Source organism: Porphyromonas pogonae (assembly GCF_036320655.1).
In the GTDB taxonomy this organism is placed as follows: Bacteria; Bacteroidota; Bacteroidia; order Bacteroidales; family Porphyromonadaceae; genus Porphyromonas; species Porphyromonas pogonae.
Genome location: NZ_CP143258.1, coordinates 1,263,443 through 1,277,720, shown reverse-complemented (window position 1 = coordinate 1,277,720; position 14,278 = coordinate 1,263,443). Strand labels below are relative to the sequence as shown.

At 39.2% G+C, this 14,278-nt stretch carries 11 protein-coding genes; 5 read left to right on the top strand and 6 right to left on the bottom strand.

Annotation, left to right across the window (positions count from 1 at the left end):
- Positions 1-10 precede the first annotated feature (10 nt).
- The 3 genes from VYJ22_RS04910 to VYJ22_RS04900 all read left to right on the top strand — a co-directional run bounded on the left by VYJ22_RS04910 (position 11) and on the right by VYJ22_RS04900 (position 4,337).
- A complete protein-coding gene (locus tag VYJ22_RS04910; RefSeq protein ID WP_329905402.1) occupies positions 11-823 on the top strand; it encodes a DUF5689 domain-containing protein in 813 nt (270 codons plus the stop codon).
- Between the two features lie 22 nt (positions 824-845).
- Positions 846-2,477: a DUF5689 domain-containing protein gene (locus VYJ22_RS04905; protein ID WP_329905401.1), complete on the top strand. Its 1,632-nt coding sequence runs from the start codon at positions 846-848 to the stop codon at positions 2,475-2,477.
- Between the two features lie 153 nt (positions 2,478-2,630).
- Positions 2,631-4,337 carry a DNA/RNA non-specific endonuclease gene (locus VYJ22_RS04900; RefSeq protein WP_329905399.1) on the top strand — a complete coding sequence of 569 codons (1,707 nt, stop codon included), beginning with the start codon at positions 2,631-2,633 and terminating at the stop codon, positions 4,335-4,337.
- Between the two features lie 13 nt (positions 4,338-4,350).
- On the opposite strand, the gene VYJ22_RS04895 is transcribed toward VYJ22_RS04900, so the two are convergent.
- Positions 4,351-4,491, bottom strand: a complete 141-nt coding sequence (locus tag VYJ22_RS04895) for a hypothetical protein (RefSeq protein WP_329905398.1) — start codon at positions 4,489-4,491, stop codon at positions 4,351-4,353.
- 524 nt (positions 4,492-5,015) lie between these two features.
- Entirely contained in the window at positions 5,016-5,924 is a 909-nt protein-coding gene (locus VYJ22_RS04890; protein WP_329905397.1) for an IS982 family transposase, read from the bottom strand.
- 900 nt (positions 5,925-6,824) lie between these two features.
- Between VYJ22_RS04890 and VYJ22_RS04885 the strand changes: the two genes are divergently transcribed.
- Entirely contained in the window at positions 6,825-8,441 is a 1,617-nt protein-coding gene (locus VYJ22_RS04885; protein ID WP_329905395.1) for a hypothetical protein, read from the top strand.
- A 12-nt stretch (positions 8,442-8,453) separates the two neighbouring features.
- Positions 8,454-9,101, top strand: a complete 648-nt coding sequence (locus tag VYJ22_RS04880) for a hypothetical protein (RefSeq protein ID WP_329905394.1) — start codon at positions 8,454-8,456, stop codon at positions 9,099-9,101.
- Positions 9,102-9,539: 438 nt separating this feature from the next.
- On the opposite strand, the gene VYJ22_RS04875 is transcribed toward VYJ22_RS04880, so the two are convergent.
- Genes VYJ22_RS04875 through VYJ22_RS04860 form a run of 4 tightly spaced genes read right to left on the bottom strand, consistent with a single transcriptional unit; the run spans position 9,540 to position 14,068 of the window.
- A complete protein-coding gene (locus VYJ22_RS04875; protein ID WP_329905392.1) occupies positions 9,540-10,970 on the bottom strand; it encodes an MFS transporter in 1,431 nt (476 codons plus the stop codon).
- Entirely contained in the window at positions 10,967-12,283 is a 1,317-nt protein-coding gene (locus VYJ22_RS04870; protein WP_329905391.1) for a bifunctional folylpolyglutamate synthase/dihydrofolate synthase, read from the bottom strand. Before VYJ22_RS04870 ends, VYJ22_RS04875 begins: the two co-directional genes overlap by 4 nt.
- Positions 12,284-12,316: 33 nt before the next feature.
- Positions 12,317-13,585, bottom strand: a complete 1,269-nt coding sequence (locus VYJ22_RS04865; RefSeq protein ID WP_329905389.1) for an adenylosuccinate synthase — start codon at positions 13,583-13,585, stop codon at positions 12,317-12,319.
- A 15-nt stretch (positions 13,586-13,600) separates the two neighbouring features.
- Entirely contained in the window at positions 13,601-14,068 is a 468-nt protein-coding gene (locus VYJ22_RS04860) for a Fur family transcriptional regulator (RefSeq protein ID WP_329905388.1), read from the bottom strand.
- Between the last annotated feature and the right edge of the window lie 210 nt (positions 14,069-14,278).

Genomic DNA, 14,278 nt, shown 5'->3' with positions numbered 1-14,278 from the left:
ATCAAAAATTATGAAAAGTAACAAGATATACGGGATCTTCCTAAGCTTAGTAATCGCAGGGTTCTTCAATTCATGTAATTACAACTCTTTCAATGAACCTCAAGCTCCTGATCACAGTGGCAACGTAGCTATAAAACCCACTCACACCATTGGGCAACTCAAAGCTTTGTACAAAGGTAGCGCTACCAAAGTTGTCGATAATATCATCATCAAAGGTGTTGTAAATACTGACGACGAAGAGGGTAATTTCTACAAATCGCTCTATATTCAGGATGAAACAGGAGGTATAGAACTACGCCTCAGCGGAGTAAATATGGGCAAAATATATCCTCAAGGTAGTACTGTGGTATTCAAATGCGAGGGGCTTACCTTGGGAGCTTACGGAAACCAGGTAAGTATAGGAGCCGAATCAAACAATCCTAAATATGACAATGGCTATATCTCTGAGCAGATGATCCCGGCAAGACTTCTTTTTGTTTCAAAAAGTACTTTAGAACCACGTTTACTAGATCTTTCATCTTTGAAGAAAGAGTATGCGGGCACACTAGTAAAACTGAAAGATGTACAGTTTATCGATTCAGAACTTTCACAAACCTATGCAGACCCTGAGAACAAAAAGAAAGTACCGGCAGTAAATAGAACTATCATAGACAAAAGCGGCAAAACCATCATTGTACGTACCAGCAGTTATTCCAAGTTTGCAGGTCTACAATTGCCCAAAGGTTCAGGAGAAATTACGGCTCTGCTTACTTACTTTGTAAACACACCTCAGCTTGTAATAGTACGAGCAAGGGATGTAAAGATGAATAACCCAAGATTTTAATAAACAAAAAAACATAATAGAAATGAATACTGGCAAAAAAAACAAACGTTCGGCTTTCGCTCTTTATGGATTACTGTCCCTTATCGGATTATCCTCTGCTATGACCTCATGTAAAGACAATGATGACAAGTATGAGATGCCCGAGCTGGTAACCACAACGGAAATCACAGACAACACCATCTCTTTCCCTACTGAGGGTGGTGAGTTTACTCTCAATATCAAAACAAACCGCAACTGGCATGCCGAAGCAGGTGATACTTGGTACACGCTTACTCCCGATAAAGGTGTTGCCGGCACTCATGCAATCGTAATAAAAGCTCTTCCCAACTCTTCATTGGAAAGAAAATCTATCTTGAAAATTAAGAACATAAGTCAAACTCTGACATTGTCCATCAAACAAGGAGGCAAAGAGCTACCCCAACCGGATACCAAAGCCATACCCGCTGTATTGGAATTTGGTAAAAAGCTGGCTGAAAAAACACCTACTCCTTTTGATCAAGATATGCTCTTAGAGGCAGTGGTGGTAAATAACACGGACGAAGGGCAATTCCTGTTCCCGGGATACCTCCATGTGATGGATGCAGATGGTCACAGTATGGTGATGACTACAGCAAAAGGCTCGACCGACAAATTGACCTTTGGTGATAAAATCAAAGTACAGACAAAGGGTAAGAACATCACGAATTATGGTGGCACCATACAGATGGAAGTTCCTCAGGGTGGTTTTGTAAGTATAGAGCATAACCAACCCGTTACACCCAAAGAAGTCTCTATTGAAGATGTCAATGCCGGCAAATATGATTTGGCTTACGTTAAGATTACGGGTGTTCAGTTTGAAAAAATAAACGTTCCTTTTGCCGAAAAAGGGAAATTTGGGAATCATACCTTAGAAACAAAAGATGGAAAGAAAATAAATCTTGAAATCAACAAAAGTTGTAAATTCTATGCGGATCAAGTTCCTGAAGGCAGTGGTTATGTAATGGGAGTAATTACTACATACAACAAAGACGGCAAAATTATACGTAGCATACGCCCAAGCCTAAAAGCTGATATGGTAATGAAAGAAAAGCGCTTTGATGCCGGAGGGGGGCAACCCAATCCTAATCCCGACCCTACTCCCGGCCCTAAAACACTTCTTTTCGCAGGATCTGACTTTGAAGATTGGAATGCTTTTCTTGGAACCCTCAATAAATATGGATTAAAAGAATATGCTACTCAAAAGGATAATGGCAAATCAGGGAAAGCAATGCAAATCAAGACTGATAAAAACGGAAAAAGTAATGACTACGTTTTTACCGTAAAGGTGGGTGATAAACCCGTAAGCTTAGCAGGCAAAACTAAAATCAACCTTTACATCAAAGGAACAGGACAGAAAAGTTTGTCTTTCGCTTTGTACACAAAAGACAAAAAACTATATGTATATAATTTAGGTGACGTTTCAGCAGACAAAGCTGTTTCACCCACATTGGCTGACAACATGGGGTTCAAATACGACGGCACTATCGATACCAAAGACAAATGGGTAAAAATAACCCTTGATATATCATCTGTTAAAGATCTTGATAATATTCCCGAAAATAGCTTATTCACAGTTAAAATAGGGAGCAAAGACAGTGCATACGATCTGCTGCTTGACGAGATTACCGTAGAATAATCCATTTCCCGATACAATAATAGGCTGTGATATCAAATTAGATGTCACAGCCTTTTTTACTTTCATGCTGATTTTAGAGACAAATCTCCTTTTTATATTGAAAAGCTAAAGTTACTTTTGTACGATTGAAAAGAATACACAAACGCTGATATAATGACTCTATTAAAAAACATTTTTACTTACATCTCCGCCACAGCCACCATGCTTATTGGCTCGTGTTCAACATCAAATCAAAATGAACCTATAACACCTAATACAATAGGCGACAACAATATTGTTTTTGTAGGATCAATAGCAGAAAATCCATCTCTCAAATTCGTATCATCTACCTGGTACGAACACGAGCAGATAGGCATATACATGCGGGCTTCCAAACTGGGACTCAGCAGCATCCATACTCGCACGGCCGACAATAGTCAGTATCTTTCGACAAAAGGAGGCGTAGAGCCACAGTTCAAAGGATATGAGAGTCAAGATATCCTGAAAATGCCTCACGATGGAGCTCATGTTGATTTCATAGCGTATGCCCCCTACTCTGCCGACATATCAGTTGATGGAGATATCAGCATGAACACCAAAGCAGATCCTAATTACCGAATAGTGAGGAGCACCAATCTCAAAGGATGCAGCAAAAAAAGTGCATTGTCAGATCTTAATCTAAAATTCATACATATTACTTCACGATTGGTCATAGAACTGAGAGATTCGAATAATAAACCGATCGGAAACGCACAAATCAGCGTGAGTGGACTCTATTCACTGGCTAGATTCAATGTATTTACAGGTCTCGTAACGGGAGCAAATACTCCTCAAGAGGTATCTTTGGTATCCAACAAAGGCCAATACCATGCAGGGGTACTACCTGCCGAATACACATCACAAATTCCTGTGAATATAAAGTACCAAGGCAAAGACTACTTATATGCTTGGGAGCACCCCATAGTCATGCCCGGCAAGCTATATTACTTAGTCATCACACTCACAAGTGATGGTAAGGCAGTAGCCCAAAAACTCCCCTTGAACGAAGCTATACAAAATCTGAATGACCCCAAATTCGACGATAATAACAACTTTGATCCCAACCCACCTGTGGTGGTTCCCGAAAATGAATTTATAGATGGCGATCCGTCACTCACCGAAGTGCCCCGTCTCGCAGGTGGTAGCAATAATTACTTCATTACTCATCGATCAGACGGAGATGTTACCTATTCACTTGAATATGACATAGCCAAACATCACTCTCGGTTTGTCTGCTTTACTTTCAACAGCAAGAACAGCCGCAAAGCCGTAAAGCGTACTGACCTATGGGCATGGGATCCTAAAATACCTGCTACATACAGCACCGAAACATGGTTTTACAGGTCAGGATTCGACAGAGGCCATCTTGTTGCCTCGGAAGATAGGGTCTACAGTAAGGAAGCCAATGAACAGACATTCTACTACAGCAATATGAGCCCTCAATATCATGATTTCAATGCAGGGGTATGGCAGCAGTTGGAAGAAAGAGTGCAAAGCTGGGGACGGGACAATAACTTCCGTGACACTATTTATGTGGCAAAAGGCGGTACCATCACGGACGATGCCATTCTTACTACAAAGCTCAAAGGCAAGATGCCTATACCTCGCTATTACTGGATGGCATTGATAGTAAAAAAAGGCAATGAGTACAAAGGGATAGCCTTCAAAGCTGATCATACCAAGCCCGCCAAAGTACCACGACTTGGCTCTATGGCCATGTCCATAGACGAACTTGAGAAAACCATAGGGTTGGACCTTTTTCCTAATCTTCCCGATGAGATAGAAAACAAGGTGGAAGCAGCCAATCCTCTCCTTAGCCCCTATGTTTGGCCGGGGATATAATATCTCTATAAACTTATGCGCCCTGCGTCCACCCACCAATGGAATCTGTAGAATAAGGAGACGCCTGGCTAAGTATAAAAACGAATCCGCTCATTCCTCCCGGAGTAAGCGGATTACTTTTGCTGATGTATATTGTTTTTAAGACTTGCCTCATAGTCGGCTTATTTCATCCGACTTGTATAATACAAACGCATGTGAAGAGGTTTTACTGCGTAACGTGGCAACAATTATTTTTTTTTAACAGACATACCAATACCTAAACAAACGGCTATTCCATAGCATTTTTAGGGAAAAGCACTTCTTATTATATTCTGCCGAGAGGTCAGGTAGTATATGGGATATGATGTCATAAAAAAATTGTCTCCTAAACAAAAAAATACGCTTTCCCCCTTGACAAAGGGCTGTGCAATATTGTATCTTTGTCATGTAGGTCATACCTCTGAGATCATGGTAAGACCAATTACTTATATTTATCTATACTTTATTTACTACAAAAGGAAATGGAACTTGAAGCGAATATCTCACTTATATACTCCATACACCTAAGCTTGCCACAAGTCAACACATTTGCCCCTTACTAATCATGCCTAAATACCAAAGTATCAAATCTATTATTGACGGTAGGATTGGTGTTATTTTGTCAAATTATATGCAACCCTAACAAAACGTGAGTTCGGTCTAAGCGTGGTGTACTAAGTGGGTTGATGGATTGTGTATGATTTCTAGGTTTAATTCCGGCTTTTTGGGTAGCAGATTGTAGGCAATTATGCCGGCAATCAAATTAATGGCGAAATTATTGACGCTTCTATGTCGTGTATGCTCTATTTGACAAACGTTTTTGAGTAGGTCATTAACGGTTTCCACAAGTGCTCTTTTTCTGAGTAATATCCTATCATACAGGCTCATCAGTGTGTTTTTCATGTTTTTCTTTATCTTCGTAATCATGTGTATGTCGTCAATGAAGAGCTTATCGAAAAGACTTTGTGAGATGTATCCTCTGTCGCCAACAAGTTTGCCGAATAGTTTCTTCGTGAAGGTTCCGCCTTTAAGTGGAGCACGGTCATCCGTATTCCCCGGTGTGATTTGATATTGAATGATTTCACCCCGGTCGTTAATCACAATATGCAGTTTGAAACCATAGAACCATCCCATACTGCATTTGCCCTTTTGGGCCCATCCTTTCATGGTCTTATGCCCGTGTGCCCGCTTGATATGGCAGGTGCGTAAAGGTGTGGAATCAATGAATGAGATACCGGTGCATTCGCCCAGACAACACATATTGAGAAATGAAATTAGTTTGAATGCCACCTTGCTTTGTAATTCCACAAAACGATTGTAAGAGACCAACGAAGGAAAATCCGAATGACATTGTTGCGTAATATATTGAAGATAAAAGGACTTAAAATCGCGATACCTCGAATGATGGAAAAGAATCAGAATAGTCATGATTTCAGCATCGGACATCCTAAACTTGCGATTTCTTCGCTTTTTGTTTCCTTCGCAAAGGGTTCTTTGCTGAATCAAGGTATCGAAAAGTTTGGAAAAATCATCGGTAAGACAGAAAATTTCAACTATATTTGTTTTCATAAAGTGGTGTTTTGTTTGTTTATATCTTATTGATTATCAGCTACTAAGATACAAATAATTCACCACTTTTGCAATGAAATACATAAGAAATTACACTGATTTACAACACTTTTTAAACTCTATTATTCCTATTTTCCCTTATATCGAACTCACGTTAACAAAATATCAAAGTGTAAGTATGTAGCAAAAATTCATTAAGATCATAAACAAGAGCCGTATAGAGGATAATACATCCTCTTTACGGCTTTTTTATCGCTATGCTGTAATGTGCGTTTTTCTTAACTACGCTTCATTATTTTTCTAACTACGTCATGATATTTTCCTAACTAAACTTTTCAGGTTTCTTAGTTAGAAAAATAATGAAACGTAACTAAGAAAATAATACCATCAAGTTACAAAAATAACCGAACTAAATTTGAGCATACTATTAATCATTAAGAATCAAACAACCGAAATCAAAAAGAAAGATATATTCCATTTTTAATTTCAAAAACATATATAATAACCAATAAATACGTCAAATTGAACATAACGAATATACATGACAGCTCGTATTTTTTTTGACAGTTTGATTATTTTTAGCCCTCAATAAAGCTTTCTATTTCATATTATCAATTTTCAAAATCTTATCAAACAACAGCCCCAAAGCCCCATGAAATATTAGAGGCATTCAGGCATTACGTTCTATTTGTGATAGCACAGGCAAAATAGTTTATAGAGGGGACTAAGTATATTGACTAAAACTTAACGTAAAAACCCATGTTTAAGACAAAAAAGTACTGTAACACTCAATAATGATATCAAAAAAAGTTAAACCGATGACTATTTTTAAGACAATCATTTTGATGTTGAAATATTTACACTACTTTTACTGCGATTTTTAAATATTTTAATAAATACGTGAAAAACTTATTTTTATCAATTACCCTACTATCAGTGGTATTGATGTCTTGTTCGAAGACGAATGTGAGTAGCCTCTCAAACTTTAACCAGACTGAGACTATCAATTCGGAACTTAATCTAATTACAGCCAAGCAAAATTTTGCAAAATTACTTTCCAAAGCTGTATACGAAGACAGCGAATTGAGAACCTTCCTCAAAAACGAAGCTATTAAGCAATTTGACCGTGACTATGACGTGTTTTATCCGTATGTAAAAAACAAGATTGCGAGTAACGGCAAAACATTTCGTCAGGTATTACTGTCTTATTGTAGCAAAGAATCTGAACTATTAGACATCGAAAAAGCTCTACCAAAACTAAACATTTTAATTCCTGATTTGACTTTGTACAGCAACTTCTCTGCTGATACCTGGGATGTAAATGATAAAGATCTTGTAGTGTCATACCAAGCAGATGGAGAAGACAAGCCATTGTACATAGATGGAAACACTGTAGATGTAATTAAGAAAGGAGAAGTTCCTGCTACGGCAATCCTTGTAGTAAAAGAAAACGAACGAATGAAAAGCGTTTCTGCCATGAGAGTTGGAGCTAATGGTGTGGATTGCCAGTATGACTTTGCAGATAAAGCGTATGATGCAAATGAGTTTAAAGAGGAATCTAAGATGAGAGGGGATCATTATGATATATATTTTCAAAATGAAGAAATTAATAATTCGATATCTACTTCATATTTAGATGAATCTCTTATCAAAGCTTATAATGAAAATTTAGACAAATCTTGTCATCGTGACTATATTTACTATAGTATGAGTAAAGATAATACCAACAATGGGCGTCTAAATCACAATATACGTGAAGAACTGTTAAAATTTACGATCAAACCAATTGCATATGATGGTTTGAACGCTCAGGATGACAAAAATCCCAAATTACAAGAAACGTCAAGAAAGACTTATGCTTTGACGAATGAAGAGGTTCTTGACAGGGTTTGGACAGATGGAGCATATGAATTTGTTTTTGATGTTTTCACAGTTCATAAGACTAGTGGTGGTGATAAAGTTGATCACCAGTCATTGCACTGTCCTGTACGAGCAAAAGATCTTTTTGGCTTTTCAAGCATGTACGTTCATAGAACAAATAGAACTCTAATTAGAAGATCTAAATACACGTACTATCCTGATTCAAAAAGGCTAGTTTCAAAATGGGTATATCCTGCTAAGTATGTTGTAGGAAGTTCTTTGTTATTAAAAAAGTGGGATATTTATTCTGATGCTACAACTATAAGAATCATTGCTACAGAATATAATCCGACAAGATCAATTGAGAATACAGAGACCTTTAAATATACGCACTCACAAGAAACTTCATTTTCACACGAAGATAAAGACTCAAATACAAAACACACATTCACTCATAAAGATGAAACATCAAAGACCTCATCTATTAAGATAAATTATACTATTACATCTAAAGTTTTAGGCACATTGGATATAAACTATACAGACAATGTTATTTTAGGAAAAGACACTAACCACTCTGGAAATAATTACAATGTTATGCTTTATAATAATGGTGTAGTAACAGCTGCGATACTACCTAAAAATTTAAATAAATAATACAGTTGACCAATGACTAAAATTCAGAAATTACTCACAAGCGGCCTACTGCTTGCCCTTACACTCCTTTCTACCTCATGCAGCAAGCATGACGATGATATCAAATTATCACCTATAAGAGGTTTTTACAGGATATTTAGAATAAACGCTGAAACACCGATAAATGTAAATAACTTCGGAGAGAATAATGATTTGGTTTCAGGCTATCGCTATTTTTTCCCCAATGGTCGTCAAGATAGCCGAATGTTAGTTTACGATATCAATGACCCTCGCTTTTTTATGCGTGTGAAACCTTTTAATGATGATAAAGGGAGATATAACGCTAAGAATTTGATCGATTTCAATATACCTATCCCTGAGGCAGGTATAAAATCTGGAACCCCCTACATTGGAGAGTTTAAGTATGGATTCAATAATTACGAATATAAGCTGGCATCCAATGGCATTGATATCACAATAGAAAAAAAAGACAATAACAGCGATAAGCAATATGGAGAGATAATCTCTGTACAGCAAAAATCTAAGAACGCAATAGATGTAAAGGCAAAACTCAGACTATTTGACTTCACTAAGAAAGATTATATAACCACATTAGTTACAATAGAATATGTCAAAGTGGGAGATATTTGGGATGATCTTTACAAAGAAGTAAATATGTAATAATCTCTTTATAGCCAATCACAGCTTATAGCTATGTAATGAGCAAAAGCCCCGATTCCTCTCTGCGAATCGGGGCTTTTTTTGAACGAATCCCTTATGCCTTTGTCTACATTTTGAACCTTATTTGAGAATTAGCAAGATCGCAATAACGTTGGCTTGATACATCAGCAATAAAGTAAATAAAAATGTAAAAAACGGGTAAAAGCATAATGATAGCAGAAAGCCTAAAAGAAGATATGCTGTGATAATATCACAGCATACCGGAGCTAAAACGTCACGGAACTTGAAGTCATCGCGTCTCTATGTGATCATTGCTCTACACAAATATAATTATTTACCTGCATACAGCACAATCAATAAAAACGAGATCGCCCTTCGCAGAACGATCTCGAAAAATAGATGGTAATTGTTTTTGGTTGTAAACCAATAAAGAATCAATTACTTTTTGACATTAGGTAATTCCAATCCGTAACCTTTTTTCTTGTCTTCGACCTTGAGCCACAAGCCCAAAAGCAAAGCAGCAACGCCCAACAAGGCAAAAAGAAGCATGGGGTTGGTGTAATTGTATTGCAGAGGATCCGTAACGCCCGGGTTGGACTTACGCAGTACGCTACCAATAATCATAGGTAAAGAATAAAGCCCGATATTTTGAATCCAGAAGATAACGGCGTAAGCAGAACCAAGCAATTTGTTTTCCACCAACTTGGGTACGGAGGGCCACAAAGAAGCGGGAACCAATGAGAATGATATACCCAACAGTACAATGGCAAACAAAGCAATGGGTTTGCCCAAACCAACACCGAATTTAGGTAAGAAAGCGAAGATCAGGTGGCAACCAATCATCAGGATAGCTCCAAAGATAAGCATAGTAGCTCCTTTACCCTTTTTATCCAAATATCCACCAAGAAAAGGCGTAATGGCTGCTGCTCCGATAGGGAACCAGAAGAAGATCTTGGCTGCACCTTCTGCACTGATTTGCAGGTTACACTGCAACATGTTGATGGCATATTTTTGGAATGGGAAGATAGCCGAATAGTACAATACACACAAAAATGCCACGATAAGGAACGTACGGCTCATAAAGAGTTTACCCAAATCACGGAATTTGAAAGGATCGTCCTTTTCCTCAAGTGTAGCTCCTACCTGATCGTCCAATTTCTTGTCCAAAAAGAAGAACATAATGAATGAGAGAAGACCTATAAGAATAAGGCAAGCGCAGAAAAGTACGGGACGGGAAACATCGGCCATAGCTCCTGAATTTGCCAACAAAGGACTAATAACAACAACAATAGCAACCCCGACACGAGCAATAGCCATCTCCAAACCCATCGCCAAAGCCATTTCATATCCTGAAAACCACTTTACAATAGCTCTGGATACGGTGATACCTGCCATCTCAACACCACAACCGAAAACCATAAAGCCCACGGCAGCCATCTTGGCAGAAGGAGGCATACCTTTGAAAAAAGGAGTTACATTCCACCAGCTATCAGGCAGATTGAGGTTATTGGTAAACCAAGCCTCCGCTCCGCTACCGATAAATGAGTTGGATACGGCATAGTACTTCATAAAAGCACCTATTACCATGACAACTCCTGAAAGTACCGCCGTTTTGCGAGCACCTATCTTATCGAGAATTACTCCTGCAAAGATAAGGAAGAAGAAAAAGACGTTAAGAAACATTTCGGAACCAGCAAAGTTACCGTAGGCAGTAGGCTCCCAGCCTCTTTCTTGTTGCAAAAGACTTTGCAACGGGGACAACACATCCACAAACATGTATGCAAAGAACATGGTAGATGCCAAAAGCACAAGAGCCGTCCATCTCACAGCAGGCTTGTCCCTCATGGTTTGTTTAAATTGTTCTGTCATTTTTGATCGCTATTAAATAAATGATTAATAATTTCTGAAACTATAAAATTACTTCCACCAATGAAAATGATATCATTGTCCTTAGCTTCTGCCATGGCGCACTGATAGGCATCCACGACAGTGGAATAGCTTTGCCCATGTAATTTCTTGGGTGTGGCTTTTTGTTTCAGGGCCTCTGCGTCTAAAGCCCTTTTTATATCAGGCTGTGTGAAATAACAAACAGCACTTTGAGGTATCAGATTGAGCAGGCCGTCAATATCTTTGTCACTCACGAATCCTATAACCATGTGTAAAGTAGAGCCTTTGCGAGCAGATTGTAACTGTTGCAGTTGTATCGCAATCTTTTCAAATCCCCCCACGTTATGCCCCGTATCACAGATTACAAGTGGTGTGTCGTGCAACTTCTGCCAACGTCCCATGAGTCCTGTCATTTCATTTACATGAGCAAAGCCTTGGCGTACGGCACGAGCATCAAAGATATGATTATTTTGCTTACACAGGACTCTCAAAGCCGTCAAAATGGTACGAGCATTGAGGCACTGAACTTCGCCAGCCAGCTCACCCAGAACATCACCATAATCAGCAGTATCGTAAAGAAAAAATCCATCGGGAAGTCTTTCATAGGAAAGGATGACGGACTCATTCTCTGCAAATGATACGGGTGACCCCACATCTTTTGCTTTGGAAGCGAAAACTTCTTTTACCACTCCGCAAGCTTCACCTATTACCGACGGCACACCACTCTTGATAATACCTGCTTTTTCGTGGGCAATAGCTTCTTCGGTAGAGCCTAAAAACTGCGTATGATCAAGGGATATATTAGTAATAATACTGAGAATGGGAGTAATAATATTGGTACTATCCAATCTGCCTCCCATACCTACTTCGATAATCGCATAATCCACACCGGCATCTCTGAAATAGCAAAAAGCCATCATGGTTGTCAGTTCGAAAAACGAAGGTTTTAGTTTTTCGACCCACGGCATACTCCGGTCTACAAAGCTCACCACATAGTCCTGTGGTATCATCTCACCATTGACTCTGATCCTCTCTCTAAAATCAATGAGATGAGGAGATGTGAATAAGCCTACCTTATAACCGGCAGCTTGCAACACGGCAGCGATGGTGTGGCAAGTAGATCCTTTGCCGTTGGTACCTGCCACATGAATACTCCGAAAAGATTTGTGCGGATGCCCATTAGCTTCATCAAGGGTTTTCACCGTATCCAAGCCGGGCTTATAGGCAGAACCACCCTGGTGCTGAAACACCGGGGTAGCACTGTATAAATACTCAATAGTCTCTGAATAAGTCATTGGGAAAGAACAACGAAGTGTCTTCGATTTTCGTTAGTGGTGACACATTATAGTCTGTTCCCTATCAGGACCTACAGAAACAATAGCTATCTCCACGCCCAATTCAGACTCCAAAAACTTGATATATTCTTTAAATTCTACGGGGAACTCATTTTCAGTCTTCACATCTTGCATCGTTTTGTTCCAACCTTTGAATTCCTTGTATACAGGTTTCACATTTTCGTTCAATTCGTAAGGGAAATCTTTCACTTCCTTACCATCGATTTCATATGCCACGCAAGCCTTGATTACGGGGAAAGTATCCATGACATCGCTCTTCATCATGATCAGTTTGCTCACGCCATTGAGCATTACAGTATAACGCAAAGCCACAAGGTCTATCCAACCACAACGTCTTCTGCGTCCTGTCACAGAGCCAAATTCATGTCCTAGGTCGCATAGTTTCTCTCCTGTTTCGTCAAGAAGTTCGGTAGGGAAAGGGCCTGCCCCCACACGGGTACAATAAGCTTTGAAAATACCGTAAACATCACCAATATTACGAGGAGCCACACCCAGACCGGTACAACATCCTGCACAGACGGTATTACTGGAAGTAACAAAAGGATAAGAGCCGAAGTCAATATCGAGCAACGATCCTTGTGCACCTTCTGCAAGAACTTTCTTCCCCTCTTTGAGTGATTTATTCACCAAGAACTCACTATCAACAAAGGTAAATGTCTTGAGAAATTCTATTGCTTGCATCCAGCGAGCTTCGAGCTCTGCTATATCTTGCGTATAATTCAAAGAAGCAAGCATGCGCAGATGTCTCTCCTTTGCAGCATTATACTTGCTTTCGAAATCATGTTCGATATCACCGGCACGCAAACCATAACGGCTTATCTTGTCTGTATATGTGGGACCGATACCTTTACCGGTAGTACCTATTTTGGCTCCGCCTTTGGCCGCTTCGTTAGCAGCATCCAACAATCGGTGTGTAGGCAATATCAAATGAGCTTTTCTTGAGATCACCAATCTTTTTGTGAGGTCATGGCCACTTTTGGCCAAAGCTTCGGCTTCTTCCTGAAACAATACAGGGTCAAGTACTACCCCGTTACCTATAACATTGATCTTATTACCTTGGAAAATACCGGAAGGAATCGAACGAAGGATATATTTCTCCCCGTTGAACTCCAAGGTATGGCCTGCGTTAGGACCTCCCTGAAATCTGGCGACTAAGTCATATTGGGGCGTAAGCACGTCCACTATTTTACCTTTTCCTTCGTCGCCCCATTGGAGACCTAAAAGCACATCTACTTTTTCCATTGTCTTTGTTTATGTTTATTTTAAATTCGTTTTCTTTTGTTTCCTAGAGCACGTGGCACAACGCCCAAAGGTGTAAAGCACCGGTCTACACACCTTGAACCGCCCCAATAACGTCTTATGAGTAAAAGTCTGGCTCTTTTCTCTGGGATAAAAGGAGACTTTGCCGCATTTGTTGCATATGGCAATAAACTGATCTTCGGTATGGTATGCCATGATGTAAAGCACACAAAAAGAAGATTCAGCCGGTATCTTTACCACTATATCCGCTTCTTCCAGCAAATCCAGTACATTATAGATAGAGCCTTTGGTAATACGGCTATGCTTTTTGTTATGATTGTGATAAAGATCGGATGCCGTAAAGGGGCCTTTCTTATCAAGCATATAGGCAGAAGCCAATACTTCATACCGTTCCAAAGTATTTCGTAGCTTATGAGAATCAATGTAAGTTCTCAATTTTTCGTTCTGAAGCTTAAGAATATCCATTTGAAATCTAATAATGTAATGACTCATTACCTAAGATCACAAATATAAGATTTTTCTATAAGAGCAGATTCAAATTTGAAGGCGAATTATCAGTAGAACTCCTTTTCACAAGAAAAAACTTGCCTATTGAGCCCCCAAAGCTATGTCGGAACAGAAATAAGAAGGAGATTGCCCGTGGGTTTTAAAGCAAGAGTAAGTTTGTTACTTTGT

Bases quoted from the DNA above. Each gene is read 5' to 3' on its own strand.
- VYJ22_RS04910 (WP_329905402.1), top strand. From the start codon at position 11: ATGAAAAGTAACAAGATATACGGGATCTTCCTAAGCTTAGTAATCGCA.
- VYJ22_RS04905 (WP_329905401.1), top strand. From the start codon at position 846: ATGAATACTGGCAAAAAAAACAAACGTTCGGCTTTCGCTCTTTATGGA.
- VYJ22_RS04900 (WP_329905399.1), top strand. From the start codon at position 2,631: ATGACTCTATTAAAAAACATTTTTACTTACATCTCCGCCACAGCCACC.
- VYJ22_RS04895 (WP_329905398.1), bottom strand. From the start codon at position 4,491: ATGAGGCAAGTCTTAAAAACAATATACATCAGCAAAAGTAATCCGCTT.
- VYJ22_RS04890 (WP_329905397.1), bottom strand. From the start codon at position 5,924: ATGAAAACAAATATAGTTGAAATTTTCTGTCTTACCGATGATTTTTCC.
- VYJ22_RS04880 (WP_329905394.1), top strand. From the start codon at position 8,454: ATGACTAAAATTCAGAAATTACTCACAAGCGGCCTACTGCTTGCCCTT.
- VYJ22_RS04875 (WP_329905392.1), bottom strand. From the start codon at position 10,970: ATGACAGAACAATTTAAACAAACCATGAGGGACAAGCCTGCTGTGAGA.
- VYJ22_RS04870 (WP_329905391.1), bottom strand. From the start codon at position 12,283: ATGACTTATTCAGAGACTATTGAGTATTTATACAGTGCTACCCCGGTG.
- VYJ22_RS04865 (WP_329905389.1), bottom strand. From the start codon at position 13,585: ATGGAAAAAGTAGATGTGCTTTTAGGTCTCCAATGGGGCGACGAAGGA.
- VYJ22_RS04860 (WP_329905388.1), bottom strand. From the start codon at position 14,068: ATGGATATTCTTAAGCTTCAGAACGAAAAATTGAGAACTTACATTGAT.